General features: G+C 68.0%; 18 protein-coding genes and 2 tRNA genes. 14 read left to right on the top strand and 6 right to left on the bottom strand.

The window, feature by feature from the left end; translation table 11 throughout:
- Positions 1–1005, bottom strand: coding sequence for an RluA family pseudouridine synthase (locus CFB89_RS05110; protein ID WP_089466977.1), 1005 nt, complete (start codon positions 1003–1005; stop codon positions 1–3).
- Between the two features lie 720 nt (positions 1006–1725).
- On the opposite strand from CFB89_RS05110, the gene CFB89_RS05100 reads away from it, so the two are divergent.
- From CFB89_RS05100 to CFB89_RS05070, 7 genes are all read left to right on the top strand, one after another.
- Positions 1726–4863, top strand: coding sequence for an Rne/Rng family ribonuclease (locus CFB89_RS05100; RefSeq protein WP_089466976.1), 3138 nt, complete (start codon positions 1726–1728; stop codon positions 4861–4863).
- Between the two features lie 129 nt (positions 4864–4992).
- Positions 4993–6105, top strand: coding sequence for a GTP 3',8-cyclase MoaA (gene moaA, locus CFB89_RS05095; RefSeq protein ID WP_089466975.1), 1113 nt, complete (start codon positions 4993–4995; stop codon positions 6103–6105).
- Between the two features lie 27 nt (positions 6106–6132).
- Positions 6133–6750, top strand: a complete 618-nt coding sequence (gene mobA / locus CFB89_RS05090) for a molybdenum cofactor guanylyltransferase MobA (RefSeq protein ID WP_089466974.1) — start codon at positions 6133–6135, stop codon at positions 6748–6750.
- A gap of 111 nt (positions 6751–6861) precedes the next feature.
- The gene (gene glp / locus CFB89_RS05085; RefSeq protein ID WP_089466973.1) at positions 6862–8160 is read left to right on the top strand and encodes a gephyrin-like molybdotransferase Glp; all 1299 of its coding nucleotides are present in this window, start codon (positions 6862–6864) and stop codon (positions 8158–8160) included.
- Positions 8161–8197: 37 nt separating this feature from the next.
- The gene (locus CFB89_RS05080; RefSeq protein ID WP_006476519.1) at positions 8198–8473 is read left to right on the top strand and encodes a hypothetical protein; all 276 of its coding nucleotides are present in this window, start codon (positions 8198–8200) and stop codon (positions 8471–8473) included.
- Positions 8470–8955 (top strand): GNAT family N-acetyltransferase, encoded by a 486-nt coding sequence (locus CFB89_RS05075; RefSeq protein WP_089466972.1) that lies wholly within the window; start codon positions 8470–8472, stop codon positions 8953–8955. The genes CFB89_RS05080 and CFB89_RS05075 overlap by 4 nt, the downstream gene beginning before the upstream one ends.
- 136 nt (positions 8956–9091) lie before the next feature.
- Positions 9092–10420, top strand: coding sequence for an IS4 family transposase (locus CFB89_RS05070; protein WP_089466718.1), 1329 nt, complete (start codon positions 9092–9094; stop codon positions 10418–10420).
- 57 nt (positions 10421–10477) lie between these two features.
- Here CFB89_RS05070 and rmuC read toward each other — a convergent pair whose 3' ends face one another.
- The 5 genes from rmuC to pncB form a co-directional block, all read right to left on the bottom strand.
- Positions 10478–11956 carry a DNA recombination protein RmuC gene (gene rmuC, locus CFB89_RS05065; protein ID WP_089466971.1) on the bottom strand — a complete coding sequence of 493 codons (1479 nt, stop codon included), beginning with the start codon at positions 11954–11956 and terminating at the stop codon, positions 10478–10480.
- Positions 11953–12942: a D-glycerate dehydrogenase gene (locus CFB89_RS05060; RefSeq protein WP_089467912.1), complete on the bottom strand. Its 990-nt coding sequence runs from the start codon at positions 12940–12942 to the stop codon at positions 11953–11955. Before CFB89_RS05060 ends, rmuC begins: the two co-directional genes overlap by 4 nt.
- Positions 12943–13023: 81 nt before the next feature.
- The gene (locus CFB89_RS05055; RefSeq protein ID WP_089466970.1) at positions 13024–14454 is read right to left on the bottom strand and encodes a sodium:proton antiporter; all 1431 of its coding nucleotides are present in this window, start codon (positions 14452–14454) and stop codon (positions 13024–13026) included.
- 41 nt (positions 14455–14495) lie between these two features.
- Positions 14496–15158 carry a lactate utilization protein C gene (locus CFB89_RS05050; protein WP_089466969.1) on the bottom strand — a complete coding sequence of 221 codons (663 nt, stop codon included), beginning with the start codon at positions 15156–15158 and terminating at the stop codon, positions 14496–14498.
- Between the two features lie 87 nt (positions 15159–15245).
- The gene (pncB, locus tag CFB89_RS05045; protein ID WP_089466968.1) at positions 15246–16445 is read right to left on the bottom strand and encodes a nicotinate phosphoribosyltransferase; all 1200 of its coding nucleotides are present in this window, start codon (positions 16443–16445) and stop codon (positions 15246–15248) included.
- A gap of 289 nt (positions 16446–16734) precedes the next feature.
- Between pncB and fdxA the strand changes: the two genes are divergently transcribed.
- From fdxA to CFB89_RS05005, 7 genes are all read left to right on the top strand, one after another.
- Positions 16735–17058 (top strand): ferredoxin FdxA, encoded by a 324-nt coding sequence (gene fdxA, locus CFB89_RS05035; protein WP_011544919.1) that lies wholly within the window; start codon positions 16735–16737, stop codon positions 17056–17058.
- A gap of 104 nt (positions 17059–17162) precedes the next feature.
- Positions 17163–17238 (top strand) — tRNA-Asn (locus CFB89_RS05030).
- 72 nt (positions 17239–17310) lie between these two features.
- A tRNA-Asn gene (locus CFB89_RS05025) sits at positions 17311–17386 on the top strand.
- Between the two features lie 130 nt (positions 17387–17516).
- Positions 17517–18002 (top strand): CreA family protein, encoded by a 486-nt coding sequence (locus tag CFB89_RS05020; RefSeq protein ID WP_050011493.1) that lies wholly within the window; start codon positions 17517–17519, stop codon positions 18000–18002.
- 61 nt (positions 18003–18063) lie between these two features.
- Positions 18064–18996, top strand: coding sequence for an AraC family transcriptional regulator (locus CFB89_RS05015; RefSeq protein WP_089466967.1), 933 nt, complete (start codon positions 18064–18066; stop codon positions 18994–18996).
- Positions 18997–19134: 138 nt separating this feature from the next.
- Positions 19135–19902 (top strand): AzlC family ABC transporter permease, encoded by a 768-nt coding sequence (locus tag CFB89_RS05010; protein ID WP_089466966.1) that lies wholly within the window; start codon positions 19135–19137, stop codon positions 19900–19902.
- A complete protein-coding gene (locus tag CFB89_RS05005) occupies positions 19899–20237 on the top strand; it encodes an AzlD domain-containing protein (protein ID WP_089466965.1) in 339 nt (112 codons plus the stop codon). The genes CFB89_RS05010 and CFB89_RS05005 overlap by 4 nt, the downstream gene beginning before the upstream one ends.
- Positions 20238–20254: the final 17 nt, after the last annotated feature.

Here is a 20254-nt window from a genome sequence, read left to right as displayed (position 1 = left end):
TCAGGCGGTATCGCGCAATGCGCTGAGTTGATCGAGGAAGCGCCGGCAGTCGGCCGGCAGCGGCGCATCGAACTGCAGCGCCTCGCCGGTCAGCGGGTGCGCGAGCTTGAGGCGGTGCGCATGCAGGAACATCCGTTTCAGCGACGGCTGCGCGTTCGCGCGCGCCAGCGCCTTGTTCAGTGCGAAATCGCCATACTTGGCGTCGCCGGCGATCGGCAGGCCGAGATGCGCGAGGTGCACCCGAATCTGATGGGTCCGACCCGTTTTGAGTTCCGCTTCGACGAGCACGTAGTCCGGCCAGCGGTCGACGAGGTTGAACACCGTATGCGAGGCCAGCCCGTCGTCCTGCACGCGCACGCGGCGCTCGCCTTCCGGGGTCGAATACTTGAACAGCGGCGCCTTCACCGCGCGGCGGCGGCCCCAGTCGGGCTGCCATTCGCCGTGCGCGCACGCGAAGTAGCGCTTGTCCATCCGGTTCTCGCGGATCTGCTCGTGCAGGCCGACGAGCGCCGTGCGCTTCTTCGCGAGCATCAGGATCCCGGACGTCTCGCGGTCGAGCCGGTGCACCAGTTCGAGGAATTTCGCGCGCGGGCGCGCCTGGCGCATCTGCTCGATCACGCCGAACGCGACGCCGCTGCCGCCGTGGACCGCGACGCCGGCCGGCTTGTCGATGACGAGCATCGCGTCGTCCTCGTACAGCACGTCGAAATTCGCGGGCGGCACGACGGGCGTGTCGGCGCGCGCGAGGTCGGCCGCCGCCACGCGCACCGGCGGCACGCGGACGAGGTCGCCCAGTTCGAGGCGGTACTGCGCATCGATCCGGCCCTTGTTGACGCGCACTTCGCCGCTGCGGAGGATCCGGTAAATATGGCTTTTCGGCACGCCTTTACAGACGCGCAACAGGAAGTTGTCGATGCGCTGACCGGCCGAGTTTTCGTCGATCTCGATCATCGATACCTGGCCGCTTGCGACCGAATTCTGGGATATTTTGCCTAACTCATTCATACTGAATATAATTTTGCCCAGCCTGACGTTGTGGGTGGCCTGACCGGCCGGCCCCGGCTGAATCGGGCAAGGCGCAAGCGCAAACCGCTATTTTACTTGCGCCGGGGGTCCGCTGCTCGCCCCTAATCAACGAGATGCAGCAAGTTGCACGCACGGCGCCGCCCGTCGGCAAGGATCGCGCCCACAGGCGGATTCGGTCGGCAAGGCGCCGCGGTAACGGAAAGTTGGTTGAAAAGAATTTGATCGGCAGCCCGACGGCGCGCAGTGCGTCCGCAGGCTGCCGGTTGCGAAAATTACGGCGTTGCGCCCGATTTGGCCCCGCGAAGCGTGCGGGGCTTGGCGACGTCAAACCAGGGAAGTACACCCCAAGCGGGAAAGTCGGGCTGGATTCGATACTCCCCGCTGCGGCCCAAGCCGCAGCATCTGCCGCCCGTCGGCGCGCGCGACGTATTGCGCGCGCCCGTGGCGATGCCCGGACAGGCTTAGCGCGCTTTTGCAGCGTGCGGTGTGTGAACGCCGTGCTTTGAAGCCGTATTCGCAGGTGCCCTATGGCCGCCGGCCCCGTCTTTCGGGCCCAAGCGCCTCTTCAGGCAATTCTCCCCGCCAGCATTCCCGCTCCAGCGTGCTCGTGACAACACAACAAGGTGCGGCCTGCCGTCGTTCCCGCCCTCGCGCCTGACAACCGCGAGGCGCCGGCAGCGGAGCCGCCTGGAGCCGTTCATGAAACGCATGCTGTTCAATGCGACGCAGCAGGAGGAGCTGCGCGTCGCCATCGTCGATGGGCAAAAGCTCATCGACATCGACATCGAAACCGCCGGGCGCGAACAGCGCAAAGGCAATATCTACAAAGGTGTCATCACCCGCATCGAGCCGTCGCTCGAAGCGTGCTTCGTCAACTACGGCGAAGACCGCCACGGCTTCCTGCCGTTCAAGGAAGTCGCCCGCCAGTACTTCAAGGACGGCATCGACATGCGCTCCGCGCGCATTCAGGATGCACTGCGCGAAGGCCAGGAGCTGATCGTCCAGGTCGAGAAGGAAGAGCGCGGCAACAAGGGCGCCGCCCTGACCACCTTCATCTCGCTCGCCGGCCGCTACCTCGTGCTGATGCCGAACAATCCGCGCGGCGGCGGCGTGTCGCGCCGGATCGAAGGCGACGAGCGCCAGGAACTGCGCGAAACGATGGCGCAACTGCAGATTCCGGACGGCATGAGCATGATCGCCCGTACCGCGGGCATCGGCCGCAGCGCCGAGGAACTGCAGTGGGACCTGAACTACCTGCTGCAGCTGTGGCGCGCGATCGAAGCGGCGTCGCAAAGCGGCAACGCCGGCCAGCCGATGCTGATCTATCTGGAATCGAGCCTCGTGATCCGCGCGATCCGGGACTATTTCCAGCCCGATATCGGCGAAATCCTGATCGACACGAACGAAATTCACGATCAGGCCCGTGCGTTCATGGACATCGTGATGCCGGACAACGTCGCGAAGGTGAAGCGCTACCACGACGACGTGCCGCTGTTTTCGCGTTTCCAGATCGAGCACCAGATCGAAACCGCGTACTCGCGCACGGTGCCGCTGCCGTCCGGCGGCGCGATCGTGATCGACCACACCGAAGCGCTCGTCGCGATCGACGTGAACTCGGCCCGCGCGACCAAGGGCGCGGACATCGAGGAAACGGCCACCCGCACGAACCTCGAAGCGGCCGACGAAGTCGCCCGCCAGCTGCGCCTGCGCGACCTCGGCGGCCTGATCGTGATCGATTTCATCGACATGGAATCGGCGAAGAGCCAGCGTGAAGTCGAGCAACGCCTGAAGGATGCGCTCAAGCACGACCGTGCGCGCGTGCAGATGGGCAAGATTTCCCGCTTCGGCCTGATGGAGCTGTCGCGCCAGCGCCTGCGTCCGGCGCTGTCGGAAGGCAGCCACGTGACGTGCCCGCGCTGCAACGGCACCGGTCACATCCGCGATACCGAATCGTCCGCGCTGCAGGTCCTGCGGATCATTCAGGAAGAAGCGATGAAGGAAAACACCGCGGCGATCCACTGCCAGGTGCCGGTCGAGGTGACCGCCTTCCTGCTCAACGAAAAGCGTCAGGAAATCAACAAGATCGAGTCGCGCTTCAAGGTCGGCATCGTGCTGATCCCGAACAAGCACCTCGATACGCCGCACTACAAGCTCGAGCGCCTGCGTCACGACGACGCGCGCCTCGACGATCCGCGAGCGTCCTGGAAGATGGCCGAGGAAGCGGCCCGCGAACTCGAGTCGGAAACCGGCTACAGCAAGCGTGCAGCCGAAGTGAAGCCGAAGCAGGAAGCGGCGGTCAAGGGCATCACGCCCGAGCGTCCGGCCCCGAGCCCGGCGCCGCAGCGTCCGGTCGAACCGGTTGCGGCCCCCGCCCCGGCGCCCGTCGCCGCCGCAAGCGGCGGCTTCATCGGCTGGCTGAAGGGCCTGTTCGGCGTGTCGCCGGCACCGGCGCCCGCGCCGGTCGCGCCGGCACCGGTGAAGGAGCAGGCAGCCCGTCCGGCTCGTGACCGCACCGAAAAGACCGAGCAGCGCGGCGGCGATCGCAACCGCAACCGTCGCGGCAGCGCCCAGCAGGCGCAAGGCGGCCGCGATCAGGCAGCCGCGGGCCGTGGCCAGCCGCAACGCCAGGAACGCGAAGGCAAGGAAGTGCGCGAACCGCGTGAAGGCCGTGAGCCGCGCGAGGGTCGTGAGGGCCGCGAAGGTCGTGACAACCGTGAGGGTCGCGAAGGCCGCGAGGGCCGTGGCCCGCGCGAAGGTCGCGAGCCGCGTGAAGGCCGTGAGCCGCGCGAACCGCGCGAAAACCGCGAACCGCGCGAGCGCGTCGAACAGCCGGAAGGTGTCGAAGCCGCCGGCCGTGGCGAGCGCCAGGAACGCGGCGAGCGTCGCGAGCGCGGCGAACGCCGCAAGCCGACCCAGCATGCGGCCACGCTCGAAACCGTCACCCGCGGCGAAAACCATCCGGAGACGGAAACCGACAAGGCTGCGGCGGAAGCCCTGCCCGGCGCGGAACTGGCAGCCGATGCGGAAGCCGGCGCACGTGACGGCGAAGAACGCCGCCGTCGCCGTCGCGGCCGCCGCGGCGGTCGTCGCGAGCGCGAAGAAGACGGCTCGGTCGACCAGGCCGAGCAAGGCGCGGAAGGCGAAGTCGCGGCGCAAGCCGTGACGCCGGCCGCACCGGTCGCGGCCGAACCGGCCCACACGGCCGCACCGGCAGTCGTCGCAACCGTGGCGAGCGTGGTCGCCGTGGAAGCCGTCGTCGAGCAGCATGCCGCACCGGCCGCTGTCGAAGCGCAGCCGGCACCGACACACGTCGAAGCGGCTCCGGCCGCCCCGGCCGAGCCCGTCGTCGCCGTCCAGGCAGCAGAACCGGCACCGGTCGCGCCGGTCGCACCAGAGGTCGCGGAAGCGGGCCCGGCGCCGGTCGCGGTGTCGCCGACCGACGCGTTCGAAGTGCCGGTAGCCGCTCCGGCCGTTGTCGAAGCGCCGCAAGCCGCACCGGTCGAGCAGGCCGCACCGGCCGTCGCGATCGAAGCCGCTCCGGTGGCTGCCGAACCGGCACCGGTCGAAACAGCGCCTGTCGAGGCAGCATCGGCCCAGGCCGTCGCCGCACCGGCACCCGCTCCCGCACAACCGGCAGCCGCGCCCGCTTCGGCGAGCCTGGATGTCGTGCTGGAGCAGGCCGGCCTCGTCTGGGTGAACACGGACGCCGACAAGTTCGCGGCCGCGCAGGAAGCCGCATCGCGCCTCCCGCGCCCGGCCCGCGTGCCGCGCGAACGCAAGGTGCTGCCGCCGGCCGATACGGCCCCGATGCAGCAGGTCGAAACGACGCACCACTGAACGGCGCATCGCCCGACCAGGAAGCCCGCCTCCGGCGGGCTTTTTCACGTCCGCGCTGCGGGTTTCCGCCCACCGGCCCCGCCGGCCGGTTGCAGCTAAAATAGCAGTCTGGTTCGCACTTCTTCCAACATGTCCCGACGCATCATTCCCCTCGCCGACGTCAGCGGGATGCCGGACGTCTCCGGCGTCGCGCATGCCCCCGACGGCACGCTGGCCGACACGTTCGCCCGGCCGCTGCGCGATCTGCGCATTTCGGTGACGGATCGCTGCAACTTCCGTTGCGTGTACTGCATGCCGCGCGCGGTCTTCGACAAGGACTATCCGTTCCTGCCGCACAGCGCGCTGCTCACGCACGAGGAAATCGAGCGCGTGGCGCGGCTCTTCGTCGCGCACGGCGTCGAGAAGATCCGCATCACGGGCGGCGAGCCGCTGCTGCGCAAGAACCTCGAATTCCTGATCGAGCGCCTCGCGCGCCTGACGACGCACGCCGGCCGCCCGCTCGACCTGACGCTGACGACCAACGGCTCGCTGCTCGCGCGCAAGGCGCGCGCGCTGAAGGATGCCGGACTCACGCGCGTCACGGTCAGCCTCGATGCGCTCGACGATACGCTGTTCAAGCGCATGAACGATGCCGAATTCGCGAGCGCCGACGTGCTCGACGGCATCTTCGCCGCGCAGGCCTCGGGCCTCGCGCCGGTCAAGGTCAACATGGTCGTGAAGCGCGGCACCAACGACAGCGAGATCCTGCCGATGGCCGAGCGTTTTCGCGGCACCGGCGTGATCCTGCGCTTCATCGAATACATGGACGTCGGCACGTCGAACGGCTGGAACATGACCGAGGTGCTGCCGTCGGCGGACGTCGTCGCGCGCATCGCCGAACATTTCCCGCTCGTGCCGCTCGAGCCGCACACGGCAGCCGAGACCGCCCAGCGCTGGGGCTACGCAGACGGCAGCGGCGAGATCGGCGTGATCTCGAGCGTCACGCAGGCCTTCTGTGGCGACTGCACGCGCGCGCGGCTGTCGACCGAAGGCAAGCTGTACCTGTGCCTGTTCGCGTCGACGGGGCACGACCTGCGTGCGCTCGTGCGCGGCGGCGCGACCGATGCCGAGATCGCGACCGCGATCGCCCGCATCTGGCACGCGCGCACCGACCGCTATTCGCAACTGCGCGGCAGCGCGCCGGCCGACGCAGCGCCCGATGGCGCAGGCAAGCGCGTCGAAATGTCGTATATCGGCGGCTGACGCCCGCCGCTCTTCCCCCTTCGCGCGATGCCCGCTCCCGCCTCCCCGTCGATCGCCGGCCTGCTGCTCGCGGGCGGGCGCGCCACCCGCATGGACGGCGTCGACAAGGGCCTGCAACTGCTCGACGGTACGCCGCTCGCGCTGCACGTCCTACGCCGGCTGTCGCCGCAGGTCGACGAGACGCTGATCAGCGCGAATCGCCATGCCGATCGCTATGCCGAACTCGGCGCGCCGTTCGACGCGCGCATCGTCGCGGACGAAACGCCCGACTTCCCCGGGCCGCTCGCGGGCCTGCTCGCCGGCATGCGCGCGGCGCGCGCGCCGCTGGTCGTGTGCTCGCCGTGCGATACGCCCTATCTGCCCGCCGACCTCGTCGCGCGGCTGCATGCGGCGCTCGACGCACAACAGGCCGCCATCGCGATGGCGGTCACCGTCGACGCGCAGCAGATGCGCTCGCCGCAGCCGACGTTCGCGCTGCTGCGCACGTCGCTGGCGGACGACCTGGCCGCCCGGCTCGCGGCCGGCGACCGCAAGGTGCGTGCGTGGTACGCACGCCACACGACGGTCGAAGTCGAGTTTCGCGACGAGCGTGCGTTTTACAATGCCAACTCCTGGCAGGAACTCGCCGCGCTGGCCCGCCGCTGACGGCACCGCGCCGTTCCCGCCCGGTGTCCGCCACACGCGAAACCCGCGCCCCGGCACCCTCCTCGCGCCACCGGCCACGAACCCGATACGCCTTGCGGCGCAGTCCGACTGATGATCACGCAATCCTCGCCCGCCTCCCGAACCGCACCCGATCCCGATGCGCCGTTGTCGCTCGCCGACGCACAGGCGCTCGCGTGCCGCTTCGCGGTGCCCGTCGACGCGTGCGACACGGTGACGCTGCGCGATGCGCTCGACCGCGTGCTCGCGGCCGACGTGAATGCGCCGTTCGATATTCCCGCGTACGACAACTCGGCGATGGACGGCTATGCGTTCGACGGCGGCAGCGCCGCCCTTGCGTCGTCGCAGGGTGAGGTCGCGATGACGGTCGCGGGCACCGCGTTCGCCGGCCATCCGTTCGACGGTGCGGTGCCGACCGGCGCATGCGTGCGCATCATGACGGGCGCGCCGATGCCGGCTGGATGCGACACGGTGATTCCGCAGGAACGCGTGCGTGTAGAAGGCGACACGATCCGCTTCGCCGCGCACGACGTCGCGCGCGGCGCGAACTGCCGCAAGGCCGGCGAGGATCTCGCCGAGGGCGCCTGTGCGCTCGCCGCCGGCCGCATCCTGCGGCCGTCCGATCTCGGCCTGCTCGCGTCGTTCGGCATCGCCGACGTCACGGTGCGCCGGCGCGTGCGTGTCGCCGTGTTCTCGACCGGCGACGAGCTGCGCGAGCCCGGCGAACCGCTCGGCCACGGCGCGCTGTACGACAGCAATCGCGGCATGCTGATCGCGATGCTCGAACGGCTGCACGTGGACGCGATGGATCTCGGCATCGTCCGCGACGACCCGGCCGCGCTCGAAGCCGCATTGCGCGACGCCCTCGCCGCGCAGGCCGATGCAATCATCACGTCGGGCGGCGTGTCGGTCGGCGAAGCCGATTTCACGCGCGACGTGATGGCGCGGCTCGGCGACGTGACGTTCGCGAGTCTCGCGCTGCGGCCCGGCCGCCCGCTCGCGTGCGGCACGCTCGCCCGCGCGGCCGACGGCGCCGGTCGCGCGCTGTTCTTCGGCTTGCCCGGCAATCCGGTCGCGTCCGTCGTGACGTTCCATGCGATCGTGCGCCCCGCGCTGCTGACGCTGGCCGGCGCGCTGACGCCGGCGCCGGCCATGTACACGGCGCTCAGCACGCAAGCGTTGAAGAAACGCCCCGGCCGCACCGACTATCTGCGCGGCGTCGCGACGCGCGCCGCCGACGGCCAATGGCACGTCGCGCCGGCCGGGTCGCAAAGCTCCGCGTCGCTGAGCGGTCTGGCGGCCGCCAACTGTTTCATCGTCCTGGGCCACGATGCCGCGGCAGTCGACGCGGGCGCCCCGGTCGACATCCTGCCGCTCGACGGCCTGATCTGAATTCCAATCGGTATATCTCTACGGGGGCAATCCGCACATGAAGAAGCAAATCTCGTCGATCGCCGCGGGGCAGACCGCAAAGGCGCTGATCCTCGTCTACCTGACGTTCAGCGTGCCGATCGTGCTGCTCGGCATCCTCGTCGCGTATATCCGTTACGGGATGGTCGAGTTGAGTACGATCCTGAGCGCGCTGCTGCTGAACGCGATCCTCGGTTTCGTGCTGCTGTGGATTGCATGCCACGCATACAACTGGGTCGCGTCGCGCTTCGGCGGCATCGAGATCGTGCTGTCCGATCCGCCGGAAGAAGCATGAGCGGCACGCCGCTGATCCGCGCGGCCGACCCGCGCGACGTCGGCGCGATCCTCGCGCTGATGCGCGAGCTGGCCGCGTTCGAAAAGCTCACGGCGCTGTTCGTCGCGACCGAAGCGGATCTCGCCGATGCACTGTTCGGCGAGCACCCGGCTGCCGAAGCGCTGGTGGCCGAGCGCGACGGCGCGATCGTCGCGTACGCGCTGTTCTTCCACAACTATTCGACGTTCCTCGGCCGCCGCGGGCTCTATCTCGAGGATCTGTACGTGCAGCCGTCGCAGCGCGGCACGGGCCTCGGCACCGCGATACTGCGCCAGCTCGCGGCACTCGCCGTCGAGCGCCGTTGCGCGCGCTTCGAATGGTCGGTGCTCGACTGGAACCAGCCGGCGATCGACTTCTACGAGAAGATGGGCGCGACCGTGCTGCCGGAGTGGCGCATCGTGCGCGTGACGGGCGACGCGCTGGACACGCTCGCCGCGCATTGAGCGCGAGCCGGCCGCGCCGGCGATCGCCGCAAAAGAAAACGGGCGCCGCGGCGCTAATGCCGTTCAGTTAAGAACTGAACGGCATTTTTGTTTTGGGTGTTGTAAACGGTGATGGAGGCTGTTAACCTGCGTCGCCATGCTTGATGACACCCTGAATTTTCTCGCTGAAGAACAGGAGACGCCCGACTGGGCTCGTCTGGGTGAGCACTTGCCCTACGAGTGGATTGAGCAGGTGGTGGCTTACACGGGACGGGCGAGCATCCGGCAACGCCGCTTGCCCGCTGAACAGGTTGTTTGGCTGGTTATTGCGCTGGCATTGTATCGGCATCAATCGATCAGCGAGGTTGTCGACGATCTCGATCTTGCGCTACCGGATATGCAGGCGCCGTTCGTCAGCAAGAGCGCTGTCGCTCAGGCCCGGCAGCGCCTGGGCGCGCAACCACTGAAGGCGCTGTTCGAATTGTCGGCCAAGGCGTGGGCCGAGCAGGACCGCAAACAATACCTGTTCAAGGGGTTGAGCCTGTTTGCGATGGATGGCACGACGCTCAGGACGGCGGACACCCCCGAACATCGGGCTCATTTCGGCGCCCAGGTTTATGCCGGCAACACCATCGCCAGTTATCCGCAGGTCCGTGGCGTGACGCTGACTGCCGTGCCCACGCACCTGATCCGCAGCGCGGCGTTCGGTCCGTATGGCACGAACGAGATGCTATATGCCAAGGATCTGCTCGACGCCATCCCCGATGATTCGCTGACGGTATTCGACAAGGGGTTTCTATCTGCAGAAATCCTGTGTGGCTTGAGCCGCGCGGGTTCGAACCGTCACTTCCTCATCCCGGCCAAGGCCAACACCAAATGGGAAGTCATCGAGGGAACGCCTGATGATGCGGTGGTAAGCATGCGCGTGTCGCCCCAGGCACGCAAGAAATGCCCGGACCTGCCAGAGGTGTGGCAGGCGCGAGCCGTCACCCTGGTCGACTCAAGTGCCCGCAAGCGCGTACTGCTGACGTCACTGTTCGACCGAAAACGCTACACGAGCGCCGATATCGTGGCCTGCTATGCGCGCCGCTGGCAAATTGAAACCAGCTATCGAGAACTCAAGCAGACGATGATGGGCATGGCGCCGATCCTGCGCAGCCGCAGCGTTGAGGGGGTGTATCAGGAAATCTGGGGCGCGCTGATTGCCTACAACCTCGTGCGATTGGAGATTGCCAAGGCCGCGCTTGCGGTGAAGTGCGAGCCGACCGAGATTAGCTTCGTGCGCGCCTTCCACGTCATCCAGTACGAATTGCACTGGGCCGCGGTTACCCGTGCGCAGGGCAAACTCCCAGCCCTGCTGCAACGACTGCGACTACGTCTGGTCGCGCTACTCAAAGAAGAACGGCCCGCTCGAAAATTCGAGCGGGCCGTGAAGGCTGTGCCAAAACGCTATGCCGTCCGTGTCCTTAAAAAGAACCTTAACTGAACGGCATTAGCGCCGCGGCGCCCGTTTTTTCCGTCCGGCGGCGGCCGGCAACGTGCGTCACGCGTCGTCCGCGTCGGCGCCTTCGGCCCCGTCCGCGCCGAGCAGCCCCGCCGCCGTGTCGCCCGGCAGCGCCTCGACCTGCTTCAGCTTGCGGCTCATCACACGCGTGCGCTGCTCGGCGGACTCGATCGAGCGCGTGACCGTTTCGAGCTGCGCCTTCGTGCGCGCGAGCACGTCGCCGAACTTGCCGAACTCGGTCTTGACCGCGCCGAGCACCTGCCAGACCTCGCTCGAGCGCTGCTCGATCGCGAGCGTGCGGAACCCCATCTGCAGACTGTTCAGCAGCGCGGTGAGCGTGGTCGGCCCCGCAACCGTCACGCGGTAGTCGCGCTGCAGCAGGTCGGTCAGCCCCGGGCGGCGCAGGATTTCCGCATAGAGCCCCTCGGTCGGCAGGAACAGCAGCGCGAAATCGGTCGTGTGCGGCGGCGCGACGTACTTCTCGGCGATCGTGCGCGCCTCCATCCGCACCCGCGCCTCGAGCGCACGCGCCGCCTCCTCGACGGCCACCGCATCGGCGCGCTCCTGCGCGTCGATCAACCGCTCGTAGTCTTCGCGCGGAAATTTCGCGTCGATCGGCAGCCACACCGGCGGCGCGTCGCGCGTGCCGGCGTCGCGCCCCGGCAACCGGATCGCGAATTCGACGCGCTCGGTGCTCTTCGGCACCGTCGCGACGTTCTTCGCGTACTGGTCGGGCGTCAGCATCTGTTCGAGCAGCGCCTCGAGCTGCACTTCGCCCCAGGTGCCGCGCGTCTTCACGTTGGTCAGCACCTTCTTCAGGTCGCCGACGCCGGCCGCGAGCGTCTGCATCTCGCCGAGCCCGCGATGCACCTGTTCGAGCCGGTCCGACACGAGCTTGAACGATTCGCCGAGCCGCTGCTCGAGCGTCGCGTGCAGTTTCTCGTCGACGGTGCGGCGCATCTCCTCGAGCTTCGCCGCGTTGTTCGTCTCGATTTCCTTCAGCCGCTGTTCGAGCGTCGCACGCACTTCGCCGATCCGACGGTCGTTCGCCTCGGTCAATTGCGTGAGCTGCCGGTTCAGCGTGTCGCCGAACACGCGCAGCGCGCCCGCCTGTTCCTCGCGCGCCTGCTGGGCCTGGCGCTGCACGCTCTCGCGCATCGCGTCGAACTGCTGCGCATTGCCGGCGACGAGCTTGCCGAGCTGCTGCGCGAACCCCTCGATCTGGTTGTTCTGCACGGTCGCCACGCTCGTCAGTTGCGCGGCGAGCGTCTGCTGCAACTGGGCGAAGCTGCCGGCCAGCTCGGTGCGCGAGCCGCGTGCGTTCTCGACGATCTCGCCGCGCAATTCGCGTTCGAGCCGCTCGACGGCACGCGCCTGCGCATGCGCGGCGTCCTCGATCTGGTCGCCGAGCACGGCCGCATCGTCGTGGCGGCCGCCGCCGCGCACGAGCGCGACGATCGCCGCCGCGAGCGCGACGGCCAGCACGACGACCGCCGCCAACAACAACGTCATCGTCATGCGCGCGGCTTCCCGATCACGTCGGGGTTGATCGGATTCGGCGGCTGCCCCGCACGCGGCCCCTCGCCGAGCGCGGCGATCAGGTTGTCGGCAGCGAGGTTCGCCATCGCGCGGCGGGTCTTTTCGGTCGCGCTCGCGATATGCGGCGTCAGCACGACGTTCGGCACCTCGAGCAGCGCCGGATGCACGCTCGGCTCGCCCTCGTACACGTCGAGGCCGGCCGCGGCGATCGTCCCGTCGCGCAGCGCGGCGGCCAGCGCCGCGTCGTCGACGATCCCGCCGCGCGCGATGTTGGTCAGCGTCGCCGTGGGTTTCATCTTCGCGAGTTCGGCCGCGCCGATCGTGTGATGGTTCTCCTTCGTGTACGGCAGCACGAGCACGACATGATCGGCGCGCGCGAGCAGCACATCCTTCGACACGTATTCGGCATTCAGCTCGGCCTCGATCTCGGGCGCGACGCGCGACCGGTTGTGATAGATCACCTGCATCCCGAAGCCGCGCGCGCGGCGCGCGAGCGCCTGGCCGATACGCCCCATCCCGATCACGCCGAGCGTCGAGCCGTGGATGTCGGTGCCGAGGAAGCCGTCGTACGCCCACTTCCGCCAATGACCGGCGCGCAACCAGTGTTCGGATTCGGCGATCCGGCGCGCGGCGGCCATCATCAGCGCCCAGCCGAAATCGGCGGTCGACTCGTTCAGCACGTCGGGCGTGTTGGTGCCGAGCACGTTCGCCGCGTTGAATGCGGCCATGTCGAAGTTGTTGTAACCGACCGCCATGTTCGCCACGACGCGCAGGCGCGGCGCCGCCGCGAGCGTCGCCGCGCCGACCGGATCGCCGGCCGTCAGCGCGCCGTCCTTGTCGGCCAGGCGCGCGGCGAGCGCGTCGGGCGCGAGCGCGTCGCCGTCGTTCCAGTCGACGTCGAAATACTGCTTGAGCCGTTCGATCACGTCCGGAAAGATCGGACGCGCGACCAGGATCTTCTGCATCGCCATCTCCGCATGCCGCGAACGGATCGCGGCGCGCCATGCGCCGCCGGAGCCGCCCGCTCGGGGTTGAAAAACGTCAGCTTACGCCGTGAAGAAAAGCCACGACGTCAGCAGGAATACCGGTATCAGCACGACGAGCGCCCAGCCGAGGTACGCGAAGAAGCTCGGCATCTTCACGCCGCGCGATTCGGCGATCGCCTTCACCATGAAGTTCGGCGCGTTGCCGATATAGCTGTTCGCGCCCATGAACACCGCGCCGGCGGAAATCGCGGCGAGCGTCGACGCGCCGGCCGTCATCAGCGTCTGCGCATCGCCGCCGGCGAGGTTGAAGAACACGAGGTAGGTCGGCGCGTTGTCGAGGAACGACGACAGGATGCCCGTCGCCCAGAAGTACATCGCGTCGACCGGCTTGCCGTCGGGCCCGGTGACGAGATGGACGATCTGCGCGAACGCGCCGTCGGCGCCCGCGCGCAAGATCACGATCACCGGCGCGATCGTCACGAAGATCCCCGCGAACAGCTTCGCGACTTCCTCGATCGGCGCCCAGTTGAATGCGTTGCCCTCGCGCGCGGAACGCGGCGTCAGCGCGAGCGACGCGAGCGTCACGACCACGAGCGCGACATCGCGCACGAGATTCTGCAGCGCGACGTGCGTGCCCCACACGTCGAACGAGATGCCCGGCTTCCACACGCCGCTCATCAGCACGAGCGCGATCACGGCCGCGAGCAGCACGAAGTTGATCTTGCCGTCGATCGACAGCGCCGCGCCGTCGGGCGTCGGATCGAGCGCGGCCGGCCGCTCCTCGCCGCCCTTCCGGTAGAAGTACGTATCGAGCGCGAAGAACAGCGTCAGCAGCACCACGCAGATGAACAGCATCGGCAGCGCGAGATGGGTGGTCGTCCAGAAGAAGCTCACGCCGTTCAGGAAGCCGAGGAACAGCGGCGGATCGCCGAGCGGCGACAGCGAGCCGCCTGCGTTCGCGACGAGGAAGATAAAGAAGATCACGACGTGCACGACATGCTTGCGGTTGTCGTTGGCGCGCAGCAGCGGCCGGATCAGCAGCATCGCGGCGCCCGTCGTGCCCATCACGCTCGCGAGCAGCGTGCCGAGCGCGAGGATCGCGGTATTCAGCTTCGGCGAACCGTGCAGGTTGCCGTTCACGCAGATGCCGCCCGCGACCGTATAGAGCGCGGTGAGCAGCACGATGAACGGAATATATTCCTCGAGCAGCGCATGCACGAGCGTGCCGAACGCGGCGCCCGCGCCGAACGCGACCGCGAACGGCGCGAGGAACACGATCGCCCAGCCGGCCGCGATCTTGCCGAAGTGGTGATGCCAGAACACGGGGGCGACGAGCGGGAACAGCGCGATGGACAGCAGGATCCCGGCGAACGGGATGCCCCAGAGCGCGGATAACGTGGCACCGTCGAGCGTGGCGGCCGATGCGAGCGCGGGAGCGGCGCCAAGCGCGATTCCCGACGCCATGCCTGCCCAGGCGGCATGTCGTTTCATGCGGAACTTCCTTGTTCGAAACTGTGAATGGGGCGGGCGCGTCATGCGCCCCGTACGACGATCGCGTGCACGCGGTACGGGCCGTGCGCGCCCAGAATGATCGTTTGCTCGATGTCGCCCGTGCGCGACGGGCCCGACACGAAATTGACCGCGCGCGGCAACTCGCCGCACTCCGCGCGAATCAGCGCGAACGCGTCTTCATGACCGGCGACGATACGCGACGCCGGCACGATCGCGAGGTGGGTTTCCGGCAGCAGGCCGGCCGATGCGTAAGTGTCGGGGCCGGACAGCAGCACCAGCGACCCCGTTTCGGCGGTTGCGCAGAAGCAGCCGGTCAGGCCGACGAGATCGCCGTCGCGCGGCTTGCGGCACTCGACCGACAGGCCGGCGCCGGCCCAGTCGAGATCGGCCAGCGTGCGCCATGCGACGGCCTGCGTCGGCAGACCATGAGCGGCAAGATAGCGGGCGGCGGCGGCAGGCACGTCGGCCAGCGTCGCGACTTCGTCGACCGTGGTCGACAGGCGCCCCGCTTCGTCGACGAACGCGGCGACGAGATCGACCGGCGCCGGCGGGCGCGGACCCTGCGGATGACGGGCGAGATAGTCGGCGACGCCGTCGCGCTCCGCTGCATCGGGTTCGGCCGCGCGCCCCTGCGCCGCGCGAATGCGCGCGAGGATCTGGCGACGGGCAGCGGAAGTGTCCATGAACGGTCCTCGTGACGTTGGCGTGCAATACGTCGGATTATACCGGCCACCCCTGCCGCGACACACCTTCGGCCGAACGGCCAACGCCTACTTCGACGTGTCTTCCTCGACCGGCTGCGCGATGCCGAACACCTGGCGCAGGTACGCGAGATAGGCCTTGTCGTCGCACATGCTCTTGCCCGGCGAATCCGACAGCTTCGCGACCGGCTGGCCGTTGCAGCGAACCATCTTGATCACGATCTGCAGCGGCACGTAGCCGAGATCGTTGGTGAGGTTGGTGCCGACGCCGAACGCAAGCTTGCAGCGGCCGCGGAACCGTTCGTACAGCTGCATGACCTTCGGAATGTCGAGCGCGTCCGAGAACACGAGCACCTTGGTGCGCGGGTCGCAGCGGTTCGCCTCGTAGTGGCGCAGCATCCGCTCGCCCCAGTCGAACGGGTCGCCCGAATCGTGGCGCGCGCCGTCGAACAGCTTGCAGAAGTACATGTCGAAGTCGTTCAGGAACGCGTCCATGCCGTAGACGTCCGACAGCGCGATCCCGAGGTCGCCGCGATATTCCTTCGCCCACATCTCGAAGCCGTAGATCTGCGAATCGCGCAGCCGCGGGCCGAGCGCCTGGCACGCCTGCAGGTATTCGTGCGCCATCGTGCCGAGCGGCGTGATGTCGTGCTTCATCGCGTACAGCACGTTGCTCGTGCCCGCGAACTGCGGGCCGAGCCCGTCGCGCAGCGTGAGCGCGACTTCCTCGTGCCAGACCTTCGAGAAGCGCCGGCGCGTGCCGTAGTCGGCGATCTTGCAGTCGGCGAATTCCGGCTTCGCGCCGAGCAGCTTGATCTTCTCGCGCAGCCGCTCGCGCCCCTCGCGATAGTCCGGCTCGCGCTGCGTGTTGCGGAAATACACTTCGTTGACGATCGCGAGCACCGGGATCTCGAACAGGATCGTATGCAGCCACGGCCCCTCGATCACGACGTCGATCTCGCCGTTGCCCTTCGGCGACGGGGTGATCGAAATGTACTTCTCGTTCAGGTGGAACAGCGCGAGGAAGTCGACGAAGTCGCTCTTGATGAAGCGCATCCGCCGCAGGTAGTCGAGTTCGACGTCGGCAAAGCGCAGCGAGCACAGGCCGCGCACCTCGTCGCGAATCTCGTCGATGTACGGCACGAGATCGACGCCGGGCGTGCGGCAGCGGAACCGGTATTCGACGTTTGCAGCGGGAAAGTGATGCAGGACGACCTGCATCATCGTGAACTTGTAGAGATCCGTGTCCAGCAGCGAAGTGATGATCATGATGACGGCAGCGCCAATATCGTGACAGGGCACCGGCGCACCGCGCGCCGCCCGGTCTGCCGGCCATGTTACCCGAATGCGGGCCGGACCATCGTGAAACCGCGCCGCCGCGTCGCCCCATCGCGCCCGTGCGTGGCGTGCGGGTACGCGTGTCGCGCATCCCATAAACTAATCACGAAACGATATAAGCCGGATAGCCGAGCTCGTCATGCGGTTTTGGCGCTTCAGTTACAATGCCGCTTTTGGCGCAAACGCCACCCCATATATACCGCCAAGCAGGAGCGTTTTGATGACTCACGTTGTGACCGAAGGCTGCATCAAGTGCAAATACACGGATTGCGTGGATGTGTGCCCGGTGGATTGCTTCCGTGAAGGTCCCAACTTTCTCGCCATCGATCCGGACGAGTGCATCGACTGCGCCGTGTGCGTCGCCGAATGCCCGACCAATGCGATCTATGCCGAAGAAGACGTTCCGGGCGACCAGCAGCAGTTCACCGAGCTGAACGCGGAGCTGGCGAAGAACTGGCCGTCGATCACGAAGACCAAGCCGGCGCCGGCCGACGCGGACGAGTGGAAGGACGTGCAGGACAAACTGCACCTGCTCGAGCGCTGATCGCACGGCGGCGACTGCAAAAAATTTCATGCGGCGCGGCTTTGAAGTGTTGACAGGTTAGCGAACACTCCATACAATCTCGTTTCTCTGCTGTTGTTGTTTGTTCCCCGATAGCTCAGTCGGTAGAGCGCCGGACTGTTAATCCGTAGGTCCCTGGTTCGAGCCCAGGTCGGGGAGCCAAAAACACAAAGGCCCGTTGAAAGTGGACGGGTTTTTTGTTGGACGACACAACACGCAGATGTACCGATTTATTCCCCGATAGCTCAGTCGGTAGAGCGCCGGACTGTTAATCCGTAGGTCCCTGGTTCGAGCCCAGGTCGGGGAGCCAAACAGCGAAAGGCCCGTCATTCGACGGGCCTTTTTGTTTTTCCGGCCACCGCGATCCATTTTCCTGCTTGTCGTGGCCCGGTCATGCGCATGCTAGAGTCTCTGTCCCGCATCCGCACTCGGTTCCGTCGATGAAGCATCGCCTCCTGCGTTTCGCCCCCGCCGCCCTCCTGCTCTCCGCCGTCGCCGCCGCACCGCTCGCGCACGCGGAGGAAGTCGGCAGCGTCAACACCCATTTCCGCGTCACGGGTTCCGATCGCGTGGTCGTCGAGGCCTATGACGATCCGGTCGTGAACGGCGTGACCTGCTACGTGTCGCGCGCGCGCACCGGCGGGATCAAGGGCACGCTCGGCGTCGCCGAGGATCCGAGCGAAGCGTCGATCGCCTGCCGGCAGGTCGGCCCGATCAGCTTCAAGGAACCGCTCAAGCAGCAGGCCGACGTATTCAGCGAACGCATGTCGTTCATCTTCAAGACGCTGCACGTCGTGCGCGTGGTCGACAAGAAACGCAATACGATCGTCTACCTGACCTACAGCGACCGTATCGTCAGCGGCAGCCCGAAGAACGCCGTCACCGCGGTGCCGATGCCGGCCGGCACGACGATTCCGGTCAAGTAAGCCCGCATCCGACGGGCGCGCGAGCGATACACTGTCGGTTCGACCGCTCCCGCGCCCGATCATGTCCGCCACCCGCCTTCCCGATTCCGCACGCTACTGGCGCACGCCGCTCGTGCCGGACGCGGATCTGCTCACGGCCACCTATCGCGATCACGCGTTCGCGCCCCACTGGCACGATGCGTACACGATCCCCGTGATTCTCGAAGGCGCGGAACGCTTCACCTATCGCGGCACCGGCCATGTCGCCGAAACGGGCACCGTGCCCGTGATCAATCCGGGCGAAGTGCATACGGGGTCGCGTGCCGCCGACGAGGGCTGGTGCTATCGCGTCAGCTACATGCCGATCGAATTCATCCGCGAACTTGCGAGGGCCATCGCGGGCCGTCCGCAGGCTGCGCCTTGGTTTGCCCCCGACGTGATCCGCGACGCCGATCTCGCGGCCCGGCTCACGCGCGCGCACCGGATGCTGGAAGCCGGCAGCGAGCGCGCGCTATCGTCGCATGCGGCCGACGCTCCGGCGGCCGGCGATCCGGCGGCCGGCGATCCGGCGGCCGGCGCTCCAGCTCCCGACGCGCCGCGCCTCTACGATCCGCTCGCCGCCGAAACCGCGATGCTCGATGCGCTGTCGACGCTGATCGCGCGCCATGCCGACGTGCGGCCGCAGCCGGCGCGGCTCGCGGCCGACGAACCGCGCGTCGACGCGATGCGCGAGCGGCTCGCCGCCGATCTGACGTCCACGGTGACGCTCGACGACGTCGCGCAGGCGGTCGGCCTGTCGCCGTTTCATGCCGCGCGCCTGTTCACGCGCACGACCGGCATGCCGCCGCATGCGTGGCGCAACCAGTTGCGGCTGCAGCGCGCGCTGGCGCCGTTGCGCGCGGGCGTGCCGGTCGCCGATGTCGCGGCGGCCAGCGGTTTCGTCGACCAGAGCCACTTCACGCGGCATTTCAAACGGATGTTCGGCGTGCCGCCCGGGCGCTGGCAGGCAAGCTGACGCACGGCTTCCCGCCGTCGTCGGCCGCGCCGCACGGCGATCCGCGCCGGCCGGCACTCAGGCACCGGCAGCGGCCTCGCGCCGGCGAGCGCAAGAACATACAAGCCGGCCGGCCACCGGCCCGCTATCCTCCAGCGCATGGAGGAGCGTTTCTTGAACAAGACACCCGCATCGTCCCCGCGCCGCCCGCTCAACGAATGGCTCGACGGCGCGCGCGACACGATTCCGATGATGATCGGCGCGGCGCCGTTCGGCGTGATTTTCGGTACGCTCGTCGGCAGCGGCCCGCTCGCCGCCTGGCACGGCGCGCTGATGTCGCTCGCCGTATTCGCAGGCTCCGCGCAGTTCATCGCGCTCGGCCTGATCGCCGGCAGCGCGGGTTTCGCCGTCGTGCTCGCCACGACGCTGATCGTGAACCTGCGCCATCTGCTGTACAGCGCGACGCTCGCGCCCTATGTCGCGCATCTGCCGCTGCGCTGGCGCGCGACGCTCGGCGCGTTGACGACCGACGAGGTGTTCGCGGTCGCCTACGGGCACTACCGGCACCATCCGCCCGGCACGATCGGCCCCCACTACTTTTTCGGCTCCGGGCTCGCGATGTACCTGAACTGGCAGGTCTGGACGCTCGCGGGCATCGGCTTCGGCACGGCGTTCCCCGGCCTGCAGTCGCTCGGCCTCGATTTCGCGATGGCGGCGACCTTCATCGCGATCGTCGTCCCGCAACTCGGCACGCTGCGCTACTTCGCGGCGGCCGCCACGGCCGGCACGCTCGCGTACTTCTGGCAGGGCTGGCCGTACAAGCTCGGGCTGCTCGGCGCGGTCGCCGCCGGCGTCGCGATCGGCGTCGTGCTCACGCTGCGGCACGATCGCACGCGCGCCCGCTCCCGCCCGGAGGCCGCCTCGTGAGCTACGCGCTGTTGATCCTCGGCATGGCCGTCATCACGTACGCGATCCGCTCGACACTGTTCCTGTTCGGCGAGCGGCTGACGTTCCCGCCGCTCGTGCGGACCGCGCTCGGCTTCGTACCGGTCACCGTGCTGACCGCGATCATCGTGCCGATGACCGTCTCGCCGCACGGCGGCACGGCCGAGCTGACCTGGCGCAATCCGCAGCTCGTCGGCGCGCTCGCGGCCGTGCTCGTGTCGGCCGCGACCCGCCGCCCGCTCATGACGATCGCCGCCGGCCTCGCGGTGTTCTTCCTGTGGCAAGGGGTCGTCCTGCCGCATTGGCCGCCCGCCTGAGCGCCCGCTCCATTACA

The sequence above is a fragment of the Burkholderia sp. AU16741 genome (assembly GCF_002223345.1).
Lineage (GTDB): Bacteria > Pseudomonadota > Gammaproteobacteria > Burkholderiales > Burkholderiaceae > Burkholderia > Burkholderia sola.
This window is presented reverse-complemented; position numbering and strand designations above follow the sequence as displayed.